Genomic DNA, 21,284 nt, shown 5'->3' with positions numbered 1-21,284 from the left:
GCTTTAGGTAAAAGAAGCAAAGCGAGCAATTCACCACCTAGTGTATTAGGCAATATTTGCTCAACATCGCGAAAAATAGCTTTTAATCGAATCCTAAGTGCATTTATTTGCTGTTTAGGTTTGAGTTGATTTTTTTAATCATATTAATATGTAACATGATTAACTTGTTGCCATATCGATCATCTAATACGGTGAAAATAGGCAATAAAAGTCAACAGACCCTAAGTCTTAAGTTATTAATCGGGTAATTTCGCGAATTACAGGGATAGGTGTAGTGTTAGCCTTAAATATGGCGTAGCAGACATAATACAAGTGAGGGAAGAATGAAACGGTTTCTGACGACACTGGTCATTTTGTTGGTTGTGGTCGTAGTTGGTTTAACAGCATTAGTGATGTTAGTTAACCCGAATGACTTTAGACAATATCTTGTGGAAGCGGTAGAGAAAAAGAGTGGCTATCATCTTGAATTTAATGGTGATATGCGTTGGCATGTATTGCCTAGGCTGAGTATTATTACTGGGCCTATCTCAATTACTGCTCCAAATGCGAATCAACCTGTCTTGGGTGCTGAAAATATGCGCCTTGATGTTGAATTATGGCCTTTACTATCTCACCGTCTATCCATCCAACAAATTGTTTTAGATGGTGCAGTGATCCGCCATACTCCAGAAAGCGAACCTCAAATAAGCGATAACTCCCCAATTGCTCCTGCTGGAAATCAACCAGTTTCACAGACAACAGAAAAAAGTAAATGGTTGTTGGATATTGAGAGAATTGAAGTATCAAATAGCTTAGTTATCTGGAAAACTAAAAATGATGAATACAATTTACGTAACATCGATCTTTCGTTAAAAAAGAGTGATGAACAAAAAATTGTGGCTAAATTTAGCGGTAACTTAAACAAAAATCAGCAAGAACTTAACTTTAATGCTCGCGCAGATATTGACCTTTCCCAGTTATCTCGACAGGTAAATGGGCAGTTAACTCAGTTTGATTATACTTTCACTGGGGTTGATTTACCTGAAGGCGGAATATCTGGGCAATTAACCAGTGATTTTGTTTATGTTAAAGATGATATCGCAACGGCGAGTTTAAATAATATTGCCATTAATGCGAATGACAGTATGTTAACTGGGAAAATCACAGCGACGTTTGGTAATATCCCAGATATCAACATTAAACTGTCTTCTAGCACACTAAACCTTGATAAATTACTAGGTGCTGCTCATTCAATCGATAATAAAGAAACAACTATTGAAACCGATAACCCTGCACGTGTAGGCGTTAAACCCGTTATTTCTGGAAAACAAGCTCAACAATATGATCTATCGAGCTTAAAAACGTTTACAGCGAATATTAGCGTGAATATCGATAATCTAATTTATCGAGGTATGCCAATTAATGGGGTGAAATTTAGTGCACAAAACGAAACTCCGTTATTAACTATTTCTCAATTAGAAGGGAAAGCATTTGGTGGGCAATTCTCTCTACCATTATCCATCAATTATAGTGATATCCCAGCTAACGTAACAGCTAAGCCAGATTTTAAAAGTATTAATTTAACACCATTGCTAAAAGCATTTAATATGCCAGAAAAATTGAGTGGTATTGTCTCTATTAACGCTAATTTGTCAGGTCCGGGGTATGATGACAATGCGGTTAAAAATTTATGGCAAGGGCCAATCAATTTAAGTCTACAAAATGCGCGTTTAGAGGGGTTAAATATCCCCCTCCTTATTCAGCAATCAATCTCTCGTGTAACCGATAAAATAAATGCTCCGGTGAACACAGGTAATTACACAACTGTTGAGTTATTTACGGCGAATGGACGTTTGAATAAGGGCACTATGAATATAATGTCAATGAATGCGACTTCAGACCTAATTTCGATAACAGGGCAAGGCTGGGCAAATATTCCTGCGGAAACCTTAGATGTTAATTTGGGAGTACAAATAACTAAAGGTTGGGGAGGGGATTCTCGCTTTATTCAACAATTACAATCTATGACGATCCCACTACGTATTTATGGTGGTTGGGATAGTTTGCAATATCAACTGAATGTTGAAAAACTTATTCGTAATGAATTAAGAACCCAAGCTAAAGAAGCATTAGGTAATTTTTTGAAAAAAGAAGAGAAAAAAGGGCTTAATGATTTATTGAATGCGCTTTAATACCATTTAACTGAGATACTTAAAATATTTAAGATGTAGATGAGTATCAGCAAAATGATTGTGATAAATACAGCCCGATGAGCATAGGTAAACTATGCGATTCGGGCTGCTAAGTTGAAGTACTCATCCAATTTACCTCAAGCCTCGTATATCTGATTGAGTTTTATTAATTGTTTTAGCTTCAAATTTCTGGATAGTCATTAGATTTGATTAGGTTATTTGAAAACCCCGCTATTTTAATCAATTTTTTAACTGATATATATTTAGGCTCTATATGGCTATTCAAATAGTTTTATATCAGGGAAGCATCATTGTAGCGAAATATAACTATTTGACGCTGTGAGCTATTATACAAGCTCATGAAAATATCAATGAATAGTGTTAATTTCCATCTCTCCGCCATTTATTACAGCACCTTCGCCAAAATATTGTAAATACCCATTAATTTACATTGTTAAGTAATTGCTAATGATTGGTTGTTTAATTGTTACAATCAAATTGACGGAGTTGAAGTTTGATGATTAATTGTACTGTGAGTAGTTAAAAATACTGATGGCTTAATGGTCGTTATCGATGATCAGTTAGTGCATTAAGTTAATAACATATAAATCTCACAGGAGCATATAGATGATGTTTTCTATCAAAAAGCCAAATTTATTAATTAATACCGTAGTGCTTGCAGCTCTCATCGCTTCGGTTTCTGTGCAAGCGAAGACATTAGTTTACTGCTCGGAAGCTTCCCCTGACAGCTTTAATCCTCAGCTATCTGTTTCGAGTACAACATTTGATGCTAGTTCTGCTCAGATATACGATCGTTTAGTTGAATTTAAACTGGGTACTACAGTGATTGAACCGGGATTAGCAGAACGTTGGGAGGTTAGCAAAGATAATAAGATATATACTTTTCATTTGCGTAAAGGTGTTAAATGGCATTCAAACAAAGATTTTAAGCCAACTCATGACTTTAATGCGGATGATGTAATTTATAGTTTTATGCGTCAAAAGGATGCTAATCATCCATATCATAAAGTATCTGGTGGTAACTATGAGTTCTTTATGGGAATGGATATGGATAAAATCATCGATAAAATTGAAAAAATTGATGACTATACTATCCGTATTATACTAATTCGCCCTGAGTCTCCATTCTTAGCAAACATTGGAATGGACTTCGCATCGATTCTTTCTGCGGAGTATGCGGATAAAATGCTTAAGGCTGGAACACCACAAAAAGTCGATTTAAATCCTATAGGGACTGGTCCATTTGAACTACAGCAGTACCAAAAAGATTCGCGTATTCTTTATAAAGCAAATCAACAATATTGGGGTAATAAGCCAAAAATCGATGAGTTAGTTTTTACCATTACACCGAATGCATCTGTCCGTTATGCGAAACTGCAAAAAAATGAATGCCAAGTAATGGCTTATCCAAATCCAGCTGATTTAGAGCGTATGAGACAAGATAAAAATATCATTCTGATGCAAAAACCGGGTCTCAATGTGGGCTATCTTGCTTTTAACGTCGAAAAAAAACCACTAGATAATCAAAAAGTTCGTCAAGCGTTATCAATGGCTGTGAATAAAGATGAAATTATCGATGCTGTTTATCAAGGTGCAGGCCAAAAAGCGAAAAACTTAATTCCACCAACAATGTGGAGTTATAACGAAGATCTGAAGGATTATGAATTTAATCCAGAAAAAGCTAAAGCTCTGCTCGCAGAAGCAGGTTTTCCAAATGGTTTTGAAATTGATTTATGGGCAATGCCAGTACAACGACCATACAACCCAAATGCTCGCAGGATGGCTGAGATGATCCAATCAGATTGGGCAAAAATTGGTGTTAAATCCACAGTGGTTAGCTACGAGTGGGGTGAATACCTGAAGCGTGCTAAAGCCGGTGAGCCTCAAACGGTTATGATGGGTTGGACTGGTGATAATGGTGATCCTGATAATTTCTTAGCGGCCTTGTTTAGCTGTGCAGCGAAAGAGCGAGGATCAAATTATTCGAGATGGTGCTATAAAGGTTTTGAAGATCTGATCCAACCAGCACGTATGACAACGGATCATGACAAGCGGATTGAACTCTATAAGCAAGCGCAAGTTGTCATGCACGAACAAGCTCCAGCGCTAATTATAGCTCATTCAACAATATTTGAACCAATACGTAAAGAAGTGAAGGGTTATATTATCGATCCACTTGGAAAGCATCACTTTAACAACGTTGATATTGAAAAATAATCGAGTTTGGTTATTTACAATAAGCGATAAAAAATTCGAGTTGCCTACCAGCAACTCGAATTTTTATGGATTTAGATATAGATTACGCTTCTTCATATTCATGCGAAGTTTTTGGCGGAATAATCAATACCTTACTAATGCGATGACTATTTATTTCAAGAGGTTGGAAAATACAGCCATTGACTTCGACTTGCTCACCAACTTGAGGAACGCGTTGAAGGTCTTCCATTAACAGACCCGCAATGGTTTCATACTCACGTTTGTCATCAAGCTCCATTGGGATAAATAGGATTAAATCCTCCAACGGCATAAAGCCATTAGCAACCCAGCTGCCATCTTCTAATTTTTGAATATCATGACGCGAATCATTCTCTTCTTCACCAACAGGTAGGTTACCAGCGATAGTTTCCATGACATCAGTTAATGTCACGATACCTTCGATAGAACCAAATTCATCGACAACAAATGCAAAGTGAGTATGCGCCTTACGGAACTGCTCAAGTGCTTTTAACAATGAAAGCCCTTCAGGGAAGATAAGCGGCTGTGTAATAAGCGCACGTAAATCTAATGGCGCACCACTTAATTGCTGCTTAACTAAGTCGAGAATATGGACAACACCAACCGGCTCGTCACTGACTGTTTCATCAATGACAACAAAACGTGAATGCGGATTTTTTTCCATTAATTGCAATAAATCACTCGCTGATTTATTGATATCCAAATAGTCTACATCATGGCGTGATGTCATGATACTTTCGACATTACGTTGCGCCATTCCAAGAACACGGGCAATCATGCGACGTTCTTGAGGATCGAAAACGGATTGGTTATCTGCAATTAAGTTTGAAGTATGTGCATCCAGCTCTGCACGTTCGTGCTTACCACTTAAGATTCGTAAAACAGCTTCAGCAGTACGTTCACGTAGTGGACGAGCACCTTTAAGGTACTTGCGTCGGTTAAACTGTGCAAATTGGTTTAACACCTCAATCATGATTGAGAAACCGATCGCTGCGTACAGATAACCTTTTGGTATTGGATAACCGAAGCCTTCAGCAACTAAGCTAAAGCCTATCATTAGCAAGAAGCTAAGACACAAGATAACAATAGTTGGATGGTTATTGACGAAGCCTGTCAGTGGTTTACTTGCCCATATCATTAAGATCATGGCAATAGTAACAGCCGCTACCATCACACCAATATGGTCAACCATTCCGACAGCAGTGATTACCGAGTCAAGAGAGAACACGGCATCAAGGACAATGATTTGTGCAACAACTGCCCAGAAATTCGATGTTTTTCTTTGAGTATTGGTATGCTCATCACCCCCTTCTAATCGTTCATTTAGTTCCATTGTTGCCTTAAATAGCAAGAATATTCCCCCGATTAACATAATGAGGTCTCGGGCGCTAAATGGATGATCGAATAACGTAACAAGTGGCTTGGTGAGTGTTATTAGCCAAGACAAACTAAATAGCAGAACAATACGCATAATTAGTGCCAACATAAGACCCGTAATACGAGCTCTGTCGCGCATCTTTTGCGGAAGTTTATCTGCCAAAATGGCTATAAAGACGAGGTTATCAATACCAAGAACGATTTCTAGAACGATGAGGGTGGCAAGCCCCGCCCAAATCGAAGGATCTGCGATCCATTCCATACAGTTTGTTTTACCTTCTATGATAACGGCTTATGCCGACAGGTGAATAATGCGGTTTGTTTTCTCAAATTTCAATCAAAATTCGCGAATGTTAGGCGATAATCCACAAATAATATTCCGTTTATGCTAGCGATTACATCAATAACTACCCAGCAGAACAAACCTGAGTTAACATGTGATCCTGTTAACAGAATTGTCAGCAAACAAATCGCTGACGTGGTCCTAATCAGACAGGAGTTTTTCATGTCAAAGCAACAGATTGGCGTTGTCGGTATGGCTGTCATGGGGCGTAACCTTGCGCTGAATATTGAAAGCCGTGGTTATTCCGTCTCTATTTTCAACCGTTCACAAGACAAAACGGATGAAGTTATTGCTGAAAATCCAGGGAAAAAATTAGTTCCCAACTACACAATTGAAGAGTTTGTCGACTCTCTGGAAAAACCACGCCGCATCCTGTTGATGGTTAAAGCGGGTGAAGCTACAGATAAAACTATTGCTGCATTGACTCCACATCTCGATAAAGGTGATATCTTAATTGATGGTGGCAATACACTGTACAAAGATACTATTCGCCGTAATCGTGAACTGTCAGAGCAAGGCTTCAACTTCATCGGTACAGGTGTTTCTGGTGGTGAAGAAGGTGCATTGAAAGGTCCTTCTATTATGCCAGGCGGCCAAAAAGAAGCTTACGAATTAGTTGCACCAATTTTGAAAGAAATTGCAGCTAAAGTAGATGGCGAGCCATGTGTAACTTACATTGGTCCAGATGGTGCTGGTCACTATGTAAAAATGGTTCACAACGGTATTGAATATGGCGATATGCAATTAATCGCAGAGGCGTATTCATTACTGAAAGGTTCTTTAAACCTAAATAATGAAGAATTAGCAAAAATTTTTGCTGATTGGAACCAAGGTGAGCTGAGCAGCTACCTAATCGAAATTACCGCTGATATCTTTAAAAAGAAAGATGACGAAGGTAAATACCTTGTTGATGTGATCCTTGATGAAGCCGCTAACAAAGGTACTGGTAAGTGGACTAGCCAAAGTTCTCTAGACTTAGGTATTCCAGTTACGCTAATTACGGAATCTGTGTTCGCGCGTTATATCTCTTTCTTGAAAGACCAACGTGTTGCAGCGTCTAAAGTATTAACAGGCCCTGTATTGAAAGCAGTTGAAGGTGATAAAAATGAGTTTATTGAGAAAGTACGTCGTGCACTGTACCTCGGTAAAATCGTTTCTTATGCTCAAGGCTTCCAGCAATTAAAAGCCGCTTCAGACGAATACAATTGGGATCTTCACTATGGTGAAATAGCGAAGATCTTCCGTGCTGGTTGTATCATTCGTGCTCAATTCCTGCAAAAAATCACTGATGCTTATAATGAAAATGCGCAAATTGCCAACTTGATGTTAGCGCCATACTTCAAGAATATTGCTGATGAATATCAGCAAGCACTACGCGATGTTGTTTGTTATGGCATACAAAATGGTATTCCAACACCAACATTCTCTGCTGCGATTTCTTACTATGATAGCTACCGTGCAGCAGTATTGCCTGCGAACTTAATCCAAGCACAGCGTGATTACTTCGGTGCTCACACTTATAAGCGTACGGATAAAGAAGGCGTATTCCACACTGAGTGGATGGAATAATTTCTAAAATAGATATTATTTTCGGAAATGATAAAGGTGCTGATTATTCAGCACTTTTTTTTCATCGAAATTTCGCTATTTACTTGAAGATAATATGAACTTGAAACTTGCAATTCAAATGACCATAAAAACGATAAATACCAACTCAGCTCAACATCTAGGTTAATCAAAGTGACTGAGCTGCATAAAACTGAATAATTCATTATTTATAGTAGGTTATCGATTGTGTTAATCGCTCTATAATGAGCAAAACCTAAACCGCATAATACGGTTTAGGTTCGGTGTTATGAAACAAAAATTATGTTGCTTGAGGGAAAATAAACTTAAGGGTGGGAAGCTAATTGAGCATTATCATCAACAGGCTCTTTTTTCTCTTTAATTAAGATCCAAAGTGCTGCTGCACCGAACAAATCGAATACTGCAAGAGCAACGAAGAATGGACCAAAACCGATTACGCCAACAAATGCACCGATAAATAAGTTAAAGATTAATTGACCAGTCCATGCACATGAACCAGCGAGGCCAACAGCGGTTGCAACTTCATTCTTTTTAAATAAATCAGCACCTAAAGTGGCAGCAACAGTTGATAATAATTGATGTGAGAAGCCACCGATGCTAATTAAGAATACGGCTAAATACGGATTTTCTACAATACTAACCAGTCCAATCGTCGTCATTAAAACTGCACCGATGGTAAAGGTAATTCTTCTAGAGTTAATTAACGTGACACCGCGGTCATTAAAGAATTTAGCAACAAATCCACTGGCTAAACAGCCTAAATCAGCTAATAAAAAGGGAAGCCATACAAACATTGCAATTTCTTTTAAACTGAAGTTTAAGGTTTCGACAAAGAAGATAGGAACCCAGAAATTGATCGTTCCCCATGCTGGGTCTGCGAGAAAACGGGCAATGCCAATTCCCCAAAAATTTCGTTGCTTCAAAATATGAGTAATAGAAGTTTTTTCTTTCGTTTTTACTTTTAAATGGGCTTCTTGTCCTGATTCAATATAGTTACGCTCTTCATCAGAGAGTCTTTTGGCATCTTTTGGATCTTTATATAAAAAGAACCATAACACTGCTGCGAATAGCGCTAAAGAACCTGCGACGACAAAAGCGAACTGCCAACTATGAAAAAGAATACACCAAGCAATTAGTGGTGGTGCTAGCATGGCACCAAAGGATGTTCCCATATTGAATACACCGGTTGCGATCCCTCGCTCTTTAGCGGGAAACCACGTTGATGCTGTTTTTACTCCCGCGGGGATAGCTGATGCTTCACTGAATCCCATGATACCACGCATAAATGCGAGGCCTTGCCACGAACCTGTCAATGCATGCCCCATGGTTGCCAATCCCCAAATTACGGCACAGATAGTAAAACCGATTTTTAGGCCTACAGTGTCAATGAAGAAACCCATTATTGGTTGACCAATCGTGTATGCTAATTGGAATGCACTAACAATCCATGAATATTGTTCTTTTGTTATCCCAGTTGATTCCATAATTGTCGGAGCTGCTACCCCGAGTGCTGTTCTATCTAAGTAGTTGATAATTGTTATTAAGCACACTAGGGATATCATGTACCATCTATAATTTTTTAACTTTTTCATAATCAGCCTTTTAATGTTCTATTAATAAGTATTCGACCTTTCCTGAAATAAATTGGTTAATCATTTTGTAGGTGGTCAACTTTATGGTTATTATTTTTACTAATGTGAGGGTAGGTTTATTGGTACTTGAGCTGATTCTGCATAAATAATTAGATTAATTATGTGATGGATCTCCGTCTTTTGCTTTGGGCAACCAAATTTGTGTTTCAAATGTGATCTGGCTAACCAATTTGTTAGGCGAATGTAGAGGTCTTAACGAGTATATGAGAATATCTAGCTAAAGTTGTTCTATTGATTATCAATGATATGTTTAAAGTGGTTTTTATATAACATGAATTGATTAACCAATAGGGAATGCATCAGAGATAAAGCATACAGAGGTAATAATGAAACAAACTTGGCGTTGGTATGGCCCGGCAGATCCGGTTTCGTTATCTGATATTCGTCAGGCGGGAGCCTCGGGTATTGTTACGGCTCTTCATCATATTCCAAATGGAGAGGTTTGGTCGATTGAAGAAATTTTAAAGCGTAAGCAATTAATTGAAGAGAATTGTTTAGAGTGGGCTGTGGTGGAGAGTGTGCCAATTCATGAGGATATAAAAACTCACAGCGGCGATTACGATAAATGGATTGAAAACTACCAGCAATCACTGTGTAACTTGGCAGAATGTGGCATTAAAACGGTTTGTTATAATTTTATGCCTGTTCTTGATTGGACTCGTACTGATTTGGCTTATGAGTTACCTGACGGTTCAAAAGCCTTACGTTTTGACCAAATAGAATTTGCTGTGTTTGATATATTTTTATTGCAACGCGAAAATGCTGCTGCAAGTTATAGTGATGATGAAATTGCTCAAGCAAAACTACGTTGTAGTACGATGACCGATGCAGAAAAACAAACACTTATTAATAATATAATTGCAGGGTTACCTGGTGCAGAAGAAGGCTACACACTTGAACAATTTAGCCAACATTTAAAACGTTACGCTGATATCGATAAGGCTAAATTACGTGAAAATTTTGCTTATTTTTTACACAGGATAATTCCTATTGCGGAAAATGTTGGTCTTAAAATGGCGGTTCATCCTGATGATCCTCCGCGCCCAATTTTGGGGCTACCACGTATAGTTTCGACTATTGAAGATATGCGCTGGATAGCTGAAACAGTTGATAGCGATGCAAATGGATACACAATGTGTACTGGCTCTTATGGTGTTCGCGCGGATAATGATTTAGTGAACATGTTCCGTGCTTTCAGCTCTCGTATTTATTTTTTACACTTACGTTCAACTATGCGTGAAGATAATCCGAATACTTTCCATGAAGCTGCCCATTTAGCGGGGGATGTGGATATGTATGAGATGATCAAAGCAGTTGCAGAAGAGGAAAATCGCCGTCGATTAGCTGGTGAAGAAGAGTTAATACCAATGCGTCCTGATCATGGTCATCAAATGCTGGATGATTTACATAAAAAAACCAATCCTGGCTATTCTGCTATTGGTCGCCTAAAGGGGCTTGCTGAAATTCGTGGACTCGAATTAGGTATTCATCGTGCATTTTATCCAAAATGAGTTATCGGATGTGATACCAATGGGGGGTAGCTATATTAATGATTATTTCGCTATTTAAAAACAGTGGTATTACAGCTTATTTATGCACTACAGGGCAGTAGAGTTATCATATCTACTGCCACATCTCTTGGAGCTCGTCATGGAAAATACTATTGTCACTGCGGCAATTTCCGTTCCTCGTCCTAATTGGAGTGCTGATCGTTTAACGACACGTATTGTTCATCTTGGTTGTGGGGCATTTCATCGTGCTCATCAAGCGCTATATACTCATCATTTGTTAGAAAAAACTGATACTGATTGGGGATATTGTGAAGTTAACTTGATGTCTACTCAAAGTGCAAAATTAATTGAAGAGTTGAAGCTGCAATCAATGCTTTATACTGTGGCTGAAAAAGGTCAGGATTGTACTGAACTGAAAATCATTGGCTCAATGAAAGAAGCTATGCATCCATTAATTGATGGGGTGAATGCAATAGTTGAGAAAATGGCGAATCCTTCAGTGAGTATTATTTCATTAACAGTAACTGAGAAAGGTTATTGCATCGATCCGGCTACCGGTCATTTAGATCTAAAAAACAGTTTGATTATTCAAGATTTAGCGACACCTTCGACACCCCGTTCTGCTCTTGGTTATATTACAGCAGCATTAAAATTACGTTTTGAGCGTCAATTACCACCGGTGACAATTTTATCGTGTGATAACGTGCGTGAAAATGGTCATATTGCACGTGAGGCGGTATTAGCGTTAGCGCGCTTACAGGATACGGCATTAGCACAATGGATTGACGATAATGTGACATTTCCTTGCACAATGGTTGACCGGATTGTTCCGGCTGCAACCGAGGAAACATTAACTGAAATCGCTCAGCTATTAGGGGTAGCAGATCCTTGTGCGATTGCATGTGAGCCTTTCCGTCAGTGGGTGATTGAAGATAATTTTGTCAATGGTCGTCCAGATTGGGATTTAGTTGGTGCGCAATTTGTGGCTGATGTTGTTCCGTTTGAAATGATGAAGCTACGTATGTTAAATGGTAGCCACTCTTTCTTAGCTTATCTCGGCTATTTAGGCGGTTACGCACATATTTCAGATACCATGACTAATGTAGATTATCGCAATGCAGCTAGAGCTCTAATGTTGGATGAACAAGTACCGACTTTAACTATGCCAGAGGAAACTGATTTAGAGGCATATGCGGATATGTTGATAGAACGTTTTACTAATCCTTCGTTAAAGCATCAAACTTGGCAAATTGCGATGGATGGTAGTCAAAAATTACCACAAAGGTTACTCGACTCTATAGCATGGCATATTGAAAATGGAACAGATTATCGTCATTTGGCCTTAGGTGTGGCGAGTTGGATGCGTTATGTCAGTGGTATCGATGAGAAAGGTCAACCAATTGATATACGTGATCCATTAAGTGATACATTTGCAGCAATTTATGAAAAAGATGGCCTTTCAATTGGAGTGGTCAAAGAGTTATTAGCAATTAAATCTATCTTTGGCGATAAGTTGAGTAAAAATAGCCAATTTGTGGAAAATGTGACTAATGCATATCAACAATTATTAACAGTTGGTGCACGCGCAGCTGTCGCAACCTTATAAGTCGGAGCTAACGATGAAAACATTTATGAGTGAAGATTTTTTGCTAAGTAATGAGGTTGCGCGCCGACTTTATCATGGTTACGCCGCGTCTATGCCAATATATGATTATCACTGTCACTTAAATCCGCAAGAAATTGCTGAAAACCGTCGTTTTGATAATCTCGGGCAAATTTGGTTAGACGGTGATCATTATAAATGGCGTGGTATGCGTTCAGCGGGAATTGATGAATCATTGATTACAGGTCATGCTACTCGTGATTATGATAAGTACCTGGCGTGGGCTAAAACCGTACCAATGACATTAGGTAATCCATTGTATCACTGGACACATCTTGAATTGCGCCGTCCGTTTGGCATTACCGGCAAATTATTTAGCCCTGAGACTGCAGAATTAATTTGGCATGAAGCGAATGAAAAACTCGCTCAACCCGAATTTTCTGCGCGCGGTATTATGCAGCAAATGAATGTGCACATGGTCGGAACTACTGATGACCCTTGCGATCCACTTATTTATCATCAACAAATCGCACAAGATGATAGCTTTCATATTGCAGTGTTGCCAAGCTGGCGCCCAGATAAAGCATTCAAAATTGAATTAGCAGGTTTTAGTGATTACTTGAAAAAACTTGGTCAAGTTGCTGATATTGAAATTGTTCGTTTTGCAGATTTACTGAGTGCACTTGAACGGCGCTTAGAACATTTTTCACAAATGGGATGTGTGGCTTCAGATCATGGGATTGAGAATTTACGTTATGCTGACATTCCAGATGAAAAACAGCTCGATAAAATCTTAAGTAAACGTTTAGAAGGTGAAGTTTTAGATGAGTTATCGGTAGCTCAGTTCACGACGGCGGTTCTAGTATGGCTAGGTAAACAATACGCGCAACGTAACTGGGTGATGCAATTACATATTGGTGCACTACGCAACAATAATAGTCGCATGTTCAAATTATTAGGCCCCGATAGTGGTTTTGATTCAATTGGCGATAATGCAATTGCTTGGCCGCTTTCGCGCCTGCTGGATGAGATGGATAAAACTAATCAATTACCACGCACCATTTTGTATTGCTTAAATCCTCGTGATAACGAAGTGTTAGCGACGATGATTGGTAATTTTCAAGGTGGTGGAATTGCTGGAAAAATTCAATTTGGTTCCGGCTGGTGGTTTAACGATCAAAAAGATGGCATGCAACGTCAATTAGAACAGCTTGCTCAACTTGGCTTGTTAAGTCAGTTTGTAGGGATGCTAACCGACTCTCGTAGCTTTTTATCTTATACGCGGCATGAATATTTCCGTCGTATTTTATGTAATATGCTTGGTGTGTGGGTAGCCAATGGGGAAGTCCCTAATGATGAAAAAATGTTAGGACAATTGGTTGAGGATATTTGTTTTCACAACGCCAGCCGTTACTTTCAGTCAATCAAAAATTAGTATTGTGAAGTTATGGCTTGTCGGATCTCATGGTGGAGGAGCGCTCTTATCGAATTAGAGCTATTATCGGCAAAGGAATGCCTTCACTCAATGTGAATAAAAATAATTTTCTTTTTATTCAATTGATTATCCATGATTTTAGTATCTTTAACTGCTCTTTGAAAGGTAAGTTATATGACTCTTAAAAGATTTTTAATGAAGTGGGGTGGGGTTTTGATTTTAGCATTGAGTTTATATTTTTTGCTTGATTAATCCGCACGTTTTCATTGATATTGATGAACTAATAACTAAAATAATATCACTCTAGTAATCGCCTACATTACTGTTAGTATTGATTGCTAGCGAATTAGGGTTAATGATTATAATAAGGTATTATATTGGTTAACCAATATGTTAGTTTTATTTAACCAGTCTATAAGAAGTTATATTACTCAATGTCAGAACATAAACGTCCTTATCAGAAAGTTGCTCATGATTTACGTCAGATGATCATCAGCAGGAATTATACGACCGGCTCACGTCTACCACCAGAACGTGAATTGGCTGAGATTCTTGATGTTTCTCGAATGGTGGTTCGCGAAGCACTAATCATGCTAGAACTGGAGAATCTGATCGAAGTACGTCAGGGCTCTGGTATTTATATTACAGATCAATTGGCTAAAAAAACGGATAGTCGTGCTGAATCAGTAAGTTCAGCGGGTCCTTTTGAGTTATTACAAGCTCGTCAACTATTAGAAAGTAATATCGCTGAATTCGCCGCTACTCAGGCTACTCCTATTGATATTAGCAACATGCGGCATGCATTAGAGCATCAACGCAAAGAGTTAGTCTCAGGTGAAGGTGATAATGGTGATAAAGAATTCCATTTAGCTATTGCAGAAGCCACGCATAACAGTATGGTGATTGAATTGCTAAAACAATCATGGTCTTGGCGTGACAATAATCCAATGTGGATTAAATTACATACTCATGTCACTAGCACGACTTATCGCCAAGAATGGATTAAAGATCATGAAGCTATTTTGGCAGCGATGGTTAAAAAAGATCCCGTAGCCGCTAAGCAAGCTATGTGGCAACACCTTGAAAATGTGAAACAGCGCCTGCTTGAGTTGTCTGATTTAGATGATCCTTATTTTGATGGTTTTTTGTTTGACTCTTATCCTGTGTGTTTTGCTGAAACTTTCAATAACTAGGTTTAATTTTAATAACGGAGTTTATGTTATTAACAATCAATAGGGCGTTTTCTAAACTGAGTAGTTGGTATATGTTTAAAATAGAAAAAATATTCATAATTGATAGAGGTGTTGGTTATTCAGCACCTTTTTTCATTAATACTTTGCGATAAAATCGTATGCATTTTTAATCTATTATGCTGATAAACATAGGGAAATAAATAATTTTATTACTGACCATAGTACCTTATGGGCATCATAATTAATTAATCAAAATTATGTCGAGTATAAAATCTACTATGGCTTTGATTTAACATACTGATAGAATCGTCCGCTACTTTTTGATTAGGAATGGCGAAAAGACTTCTTGCTGTAAACCTAAATTCATTCACTTTGTACTCTCAACCTTAGATTCCTGTTTATGAGAAAGTTTCTTATTCTGTTACTACTACTCGTTTTGCTGAGTCCATTAGCAATTGATCTCTATCTTCCGGTGATACCTGCTATTGCTATTGCATTGGGGACTCAAGAGTCGATTATCCAATCGACGATCGCGTTATTTATACTGATATTTGGTATAGGGCAATTAATATCGGGTCCTTTAATCGATCGATATGGACGTAAGCCTATCGCAATTATTGGTATTTTGATTTATATCGTTGGTTCTATTGTTGCAGCACTATCGACAACAGCTGAGATATTTATTACGGCTCGAGTACTACAAGGAATAGCTGTCTGCTGTACTGGTGTCGTGGCATTTAGTGGTGTTCGTGACAGATTGAATGGTACTGAGGCTGCAAGGGCGTTTGGTTTTCTTAACGGTACGCTGAATATTGTACCAGCCTTAGCGCCATTATTAGGTGGACTTCTCGCCGAAGTTTGGGGATGGCGTGCACCTTTTTGGTTTTTAACATTATATGCAGTTCTACTTTTAGTGTTGATTGCGGCGTATTTACCTGAAACACGCCCTGAGAGCTTGAAGAATGTTAAAAAAATCCACTTTAATCACTATTTACATATATTGCGTAATAAAAACTTTATTATTTTTGCACTTGTGAATGCTGGAAGTATGGGAATGGTACTGACCTATGTTTCATTTACCCCCACTGTTTTAATGGGTGAATCAGGTCTAACACCTCTCGAATTTTCGATTGTATTTGGTTTAAATGGTTTTTGGATTATGTTTGCCAGCTACGTTGCAAACTATTTTATTCCAAGAATAGGGCGTCCAAATTGCTTAAAGGTGGGAAGCATATTCATGGGGGTGGGTTGCTTAGGGCTTATATTTGGGTTGACTGCCTTACCAAATGCAGTTCAAACTCATTGGTTAGTCTATATGCTACCTGTTGCTTGTGCCTGTACTGGATTGGCTTTTATGATGGGAACAGCAACCAGCTTTGCACTAGAGCCTTTCGAGAAAGAAGCCGGAACAGCATCGGCATTAGTCGGATTTGTACAAATGGCGGGCGGTGCAACATTGGGATTGCTGGCAATTAATTCGTTTCTGCCTGAAAAACTTGCATTAGCAATAATGATGTTATTAGGTTGTATTATCGGATTAGTTGCAAGAAAAGCCAGCTTAAAGCTTGTTGTGAAGACAGGAAAATAAGTAGCGAGATGAGGTATCAATGATTAATCCGTTATTAAAACAACCCAGAGTGGCTAAGTGTGATGTGTTTTGAACGCGAATACATCACCATAGACTGCGTTCTATGGTAATAATAATTTTATTATCAGGACGGTTATCATGAATCAAAAACATTGGTCAAAATATCAATTACTTCATGAAGTTGTAACAAATACCAATATCCATGTTAAAGGTTGCCATAGCTACTATAGCCATTGTTGGGATGGCGGATTTGAACAATCAGTTGTTCGCTATTTGCAAGGCGATGAAGGTAGTCGTGATTGGCAACTCGCTTGGGAAGTTGACCAGCTTTATATTGGTGATTATGTTTGTATTGGCAGTGAGGCTGTCATCTTGATGGGAGGAAATCATACCCATAGAATGGATTGGTTTTGTCTATATCCCTTTATTGAACATATTAATGAAGCATATATAGGTAAAGGAGATACCATTATTAGCGATGGTGTTTGGATTGGCATGCGCGCATTTATTATGCCTGGTATCAAGATAGGAGAGGGCGCGGTGATCGCTGCCAACAGTGTAGTCGTCAAAGATGTAGAGCCTTACAGCATTGTCGGTGGTAATCCAGCTAAGCCGATTAATTATCGTTTTTGCCCTGACACCATTGTTGAGCTTTTGGCATTAAAAATTTATGAATGGCCGGAAGTAAAGTTTAAGGCGTTGAGACCTTATTTATGTGGTTCCGACTTAAAGGCATTAAAAAATGCATTGGCCGATTATCAACGTTGATGTAAAGCTGAATAAGTTAATATATCGTTAAACCTACAAACTAGTCTTTAAAATCCAAACAAAAAGCGAGAAAAATGGAGATCTTTCTCGCTTTTTCTGATGTCAGGGGAATGATCAATAATCATCCCGTTGGCATCCAAATTTATTTTTTACCGATTAGGTAGCCAAATACGAAACCTATACCAGCTGCAACAGTCGCAGCGGCTAATGGATTACTTTTAACTGTATCCACTGCGGTATTTAAGGTATCACAGCCTTGAGCAGCACACTTTTTTACAGCTCCCTTGATTTGATGCTCAGGGGAGTCGGTTGCTTCACCATAGGCTTGCTGTGCAGCACCAGCGGCTTCTTTTGTTTTACTTTCTGCTTTTTCGAATAAACTCATTATATTCTCCTTAATAGTGAACGACAGACATTATTAAGTTTAGCAGACTCTCAAAATTCGACCTGCTATCTACTAAAATTAAGACAATTCCATCTTTATTCGTCAGTACGAATAAAATCTACCAACGCTGGATTAGCAATTTGTTGATAATCTTCTGTATTGAGAATAATTGATCGCTTAAGAGTGCCTGCATTAAAGGCAAGTTCCTCAAAACGTGTAAATAAATGAGGATCAGCAATCAATTTTAATGACGGATGGAAGCTAAAAGGTGGAATGGCTCCAAATACACATTGAGTTAATTCATCAACTTCTTTTGGACTTGCTAGTGAAGCGCGAGTACCGCCAATTGCGTTAGCGATTTTACTCAAATCAGCTTGTTTATCGGCGGGAAGAATAGCAAGCACATGTTGACGGATACCATTTCCCTTTACATGACAGACAAGGCCTTTAGCACCTTGACCTAACTGTGTACCACGGATTTTTGCCACTTCTTCAGACTTACCTGCGGTTGGATGATCCATCACGCGGTATCTGGCATTATGTTTATCAAGTAATTGGATTAATTGGGTAAAAATAGGACTTTCTGACACGACTATTTCCTTTTCTGTTAGCCGAACTTTTAAAATGATAACAAGTTCATACGGATATACAACAATCCCCCCTTATACTTGAAAACGTATTGATTACGATCAGTTGCTGGTATTTGAATTTTATTTATCTAATTTATTATTTAAAAATAAACAAATAGGCATCTCTCATATTTAGTTGGAATTATTTTTAATATATAACTCGGCATCAAACTCTCATAAAAACCATCGAAGTATTTAATACTACATAACGAGTTGCATTTGGTTTTTTCCCTTAATTAATTTTATTTAATTATGGTTTGAATTCTTTGCTTTTAAAGTATCCCTTATAAAACAATAAGTTATTTGTTTTGTGTGATTCAGCTAGTTATGACGTTAATCGATTGTTATATAGCGGATTATTGAGATTGATCATTTATTCACTACCTTTCAAGTGGTAATATACTAAAGTATATAACGAAAATGATAATCTATATCAATCTAATTCGAGTTTACTTTAGGCAGAAAATCAAAATCTTTCTCGGAACATTAATAATATGATGGCCAGATTGCTGGATTGGCTTGCTTTCACTAACTTGAAGCATGGTGGATATAAATAATAGAAATAACAAAACGAATAAAAGATGAACAAAAAATGAATAATAAAATAAGAACATATGTACTATTACCTGTTATTGCAGGAATGACACCTCCTGTTTTTGCAGCTTCATTGCCGGATAATACAATACGTAAAAATGATAAAATGCTAGTCACTGCAAGTGAAATTAATCAAACTTCAAATTCTCAGGCAGGAGCTGGTTTCTTCACATCACAAATTAATATTGGTCCATTAGGTGATTTAGATTGGATAGATATACCCTATTCAACTAATACTATCAGTGGTGACATGATTGATAATCAGCAAGCGAAGAGTGTAAGTGAATTACTAAAATATGCGCCAAGTGCTCAGATGCAAGCTCGTGGCGGTATGGATGTTGGCCGGCCACAAAGCCGGGGTATGCAAGGTAGTGTCGTCGCGAATAGCCGACTTGATGGTTTATATGTTGTTTCAACAACGGCTTTTCCAGTCGAAATGTTAGATAGGCTAGATGTATTGAATAGCTTAACTGGAGCAATCTATGGACCTGCAAGCCCCTCTGGACAATTTAACTTCACCGCTAAGCGACCTGAAGATATTCATCGTCTAACACTTGGCTACCAAAGTCGAAATGCGTATAGCGGTCATGTTGATTTAGGTGGTTATTTTGATGCAGATAATCAATTTGGATATCGTGTGAACTTGCTAGACGAAGAAGGGGAAGGAAACCTCGGTGATAGCACACTTCGCCGTAAATTAGCTTCAGTAGCATTTGATTGGAATATTCAACCAGGTACTCAATTACAACTTAATGCTAGTCACTATAATTTTGTACAAAAAGGCTATCCAGCAGGTTTTAGCTATGGACCTAATATTAAGCTGCCTAAAGCGCCAAACTCGCAAGAAAAACATTTAGCGATGAGCACGGCAGGTAATGACTTAACAACAGATACAGTGAGTACCCGTTTGATTCATGATTTTAATGAGAAATGGACACTTAATGCTGCTGTTGGCTATCAGCAAGCTGATAGAGCGATGCGAACTGTTTCTAGCACAATTTTGAATGATAAAGGTGATATTAAACGTACATTACGAGATTCACCAGCATCCGGTCGATTCAGAGTGTTGAGTAATTCAGTGACATTGAATGGGCATGTGGATACAGGCTCAATAGGTCACGATTTGGCATTATCAACTAATGGTTATGTTTGGTCTATTTATAGTGCAAAAGATGCGAGTACTTCTTATAACTTAGGAAATACGAATATGCATCGTCCTTCACCGCTCGAAGAGCCCGCTAATGGAAAAATTCATACGAGTGGCTCCCGTTATAAAGCAAGTGAAAATAGCCAACAAACAATCACTATTGGTGACACGATAACATTTAACCCGCAATGGTCGGCGATGGTTTATCTGAGTCAAAGCTGGTTAGAGAGCCGCAGTTTCGATGAACAACATCATAAGACGAGCCAAACCAATGCGAATGGTTTGAGTCCAAACGCTGCATTAATGTATAAAATTAATCCACATTTAATGACTTACATTAGCTATGCCGATTCATTAGAAGAGGGGGGAACAGCTCCCCTTGAGGATTATATTAAAAACAAAGGCCAAACCCTCGATCCATACCGTAGCAAACAATATGAATTGGGAATTAAAGCCGATGTGGCGGAGATTAATTTAGGTGCAGCTATCTTTCATTTAGAGCGTCCATTTGCTTATGTTGATAGTAATAATGTGTATAAAGAACAGGGTAAACAAGTTAATACAGGACTGGAATTAACAGCGACAGGGCATGTTTGGCAAGGTCTAAATGTCTATAGTGGCGTTACTTTTTTAAATCCTAAATTAAAAGATACGGTCTCTGAAACGACGAGCGATAAACGAGTGGTTGGTGTACCAAAAGTGCAGGCTAACATTTTGATGGAATACAGCTTACCTTCCATACCTGATTTAGTTTACAGCGCAAACGTACATTATACGGGAAAACGAGCGGCGAACGATACCAACACTAGCTGGGCTGATAGTTATACAACCTTAGATTTAGGTACAAGGTACAGCACTAAAATCAATCAAGTTCCAACTACGCTTCGTCTTTCAGTGAATAATGTGACTGATGAACGTTATTGGGCGTCTATTTTCCCATCCGGTATTGATGGAGAAGGAAAAGGTGGAAGTGCCTTTTTAGGTTCTGGCCGTGAAGTTAGAGCATCAGTAACCTTCGATTTCTAATTTTATCTTCATCATATTT

Annotated in this window: 14 protein-coding genes; 10 read left to right on the top strand and 4 right to left on the bottom strand. The window is 38.3% G+C overall.

All coding sequences use genetic code 11. The features are described 5' to 3' along the window. Positions 1-323: 323 nt before the first annotated feature. Positions 324-2,171: an outer membrane assembly protein AsmA gene (gene asmA / locus OOA_RS09745; protein WP_008911984.1), complete on the top strand. Its 1,848-nt coding sequence runs from the start codon at positions 324-326 to the stop codon at positions 2,169-2,171. Between the two features lie 630 nt (positions 2,172-2,801). Further along, on the top strand, positions 2,802-4,409 hold the full coding sequence (gene dppA / locus OOA_RS09740; protein WP_419177169.1) for a dipeptide ABC transporter periplasmic-binding protein DppA: 1,608 nt from the start codon (positions 2,802-2,804) through the stop codon (positions 4,407-4,409). Between the two features lie 82 nt (positions 4,410-4,491). On the opposite strand, the gene OOA_RS09735 is transcribed toward dppA, so the two are convergent. Beyond that, a complete protein-coding gene (locus OOA_RS09735; RefSeq protein WP_008911982.1) occupies positions 4,492-6,066 on the bottom strand; it encodes a TerC family protein in 1,575 nt (524 codons plus the stop codon). A 243-nt stretch (positions 6,067-6,309) separates the two neighbouring features. On the opposite strand from OOA_RS09735, the gene gndA reads away from it, so the two are divergent. Further along, positions 6,310-7,716, top strand: coding sequence for an NADP-dependent phosphogluconate dehydrogenase (gene gndA / locus OOA_RS09730; RefSeq protein ID WP_008911981.1), 1,407 nt, complete (start codon positions 6,310-6,312; stop codon positions 7,714-7,716). A 323-nt stretch (positions 7,717-8,039) separates the two neighbouring features. On the opposite strand, the gene OOA_RS09725 is transcribed toward gndA, so the two are convergent. Continuing rightward, positions 8,040-9,326 (bottom strand): MFS transporter, encoded by a 1,287-nt coding sequence (locus OOA_RS09725; protein WP_008911980.1) that lies wholly within the window; start codon positions 9,324-9,326, stop codon positions 8,040-8,042. Positions 9,327-9,712: 386 nt separating this feature from the next. On the opposite strand from OOA_RS09725, the gene uxuA reads away from it, so the two are divergent. From uxuA to OOA_RS09695, 6 genes are all read left to right on the top strand, one after another. Continuing rightward, positions 9,713-10,897, top strand: a complete 1,185-nt coding sequence (gene uxuA, locus OOA_RS09720) for a mannonate dehydratase (RefSeq protein WP_008911979.1) — start codon at positions 9,713-9,715, stop codon at positions 10,895-10,897. A 139-nt stretch (positions 10,898-11,036) separates the two neighbouring features. Continuing rightward, positions 11,037-12,503 carry a fructuronate reductase gene (locus tag OOA_RS09715; RefSeq protein ID WP_008911978.1) on the top strand — a complete coding sequence of 489 codons (1,467 nt, stop codon included), beginning with the start codon at positions 11,037-11,039 and terminating at the stop codon, positions 12,501-12,503. A gap of 13 nt (positions 12,504-12,516) precedes the next feature. After that, positions 12,517-13,935 (top strand): glucuronate isomerase, encoded by a 1,419-nt coding sequence (gene uxaC / locus OOA_RS09710; RefSeq protein ID WP_008911977.1) that lies wholly within the window; start codon positions 12,517-12,519, stop codon positions 13,933-13,935. A gap of 434 nt (positions 13,936-14,369) precedes the next feature. Beyond that, positions 14,370-15,128, top strand: a complete 759-nt coding sequence (locus tag OOA_RS09705) for an FCD domain-containing protein (protein WP_008911976.1) — start codon at positions 14,370-14,372, stop codon at positions 15,126-15,128. Between the two features lie 400 nt (positions 15,129-15,528). After that, the gene (locus tag OOA_RS09700; RefSeq protein WP_008911975.1) at positions 15,529-16,716 is read left to right on the top strand and encodes a multidrug effflux MFS transporter; all 1,188 of its coding nucleotides are present in this window, start codon (positions 15,529-15,531) and stop codon (positions 16,714-16,716) included. A 138-nt stretch (positions 16,717-16,854) separates the two neighbouring features. Then, positions 16,855-17,484, top strand: a complete 630-nt coding sequence (locus OOA_RS09695) for a CatB-related O-acetyltransferase (protein WP_008911974.1) — start codon at positions 16,855-16,857, stop codon at positions 17,482-17,484. Positions 17,485-17,626: 142 nt separating this feature from the next. Here OOA_RS09695 and OOA_RS09690 read toward each other — a convergent pair whose 3' ends face one another. Both OOA_RS09690 and OOA_RS09685 read right to left on the bottom strand, forming a co-directional pair. Then, complete coding sequence (locus OOA_RS09690; protein WP_008911973.1) at positions 17,627-17,869, bottom strand: DUF883 C-terminal domain-containing protein; 243 nt, start codon at positions 17,867-17,869, stop codon at positions 17,627-17,629. Between the two features lie 95 nt (positions 17,870-17,964). Then, complete coding sequence (locus OOA_RS09685; RefSeq protein WP_236611214.1) at positions 17,965-18,390, bottom strand: YbaK/EbsC family protein; 426 nt, start codon at positions 18,388-18,390, stop codon at positions 17,965-17,967. 700 nt (positions 18,391-19,090) lie between these two features. Between OOA_RS09685 and OOA_RS09680 the strand changes: the two genes are divergently transcribed. Next, on the top strand, positions 19,091-21,265 hold the full coding sequence (locus OOA_RS09680; RefSeq protein ID WP_008911971.1) for a TonB-dependent receptor: 2,175 nt from the start codon (positions 19,091-19,093) through the stop codon (positions 21,263-21,265). Positions 21,266-21,284 lie beyond the last annotated feature (19 nt).

Origin of the sequence: Providencia burhodogranariea DSM 19968 (assembly GCF_000314855.2) — a bacterium.
Taxonomy (GTDB): domain Bacteria; phylum Pseudomonadota; class Gammaproteobacteria; order Enterobacterales; family Enterobacteriaceae; genus Providencia; species Providencia burhodogranariea.
This window is presented reverse-complemented; position numbering and strand designations above follow the sequence as displayed.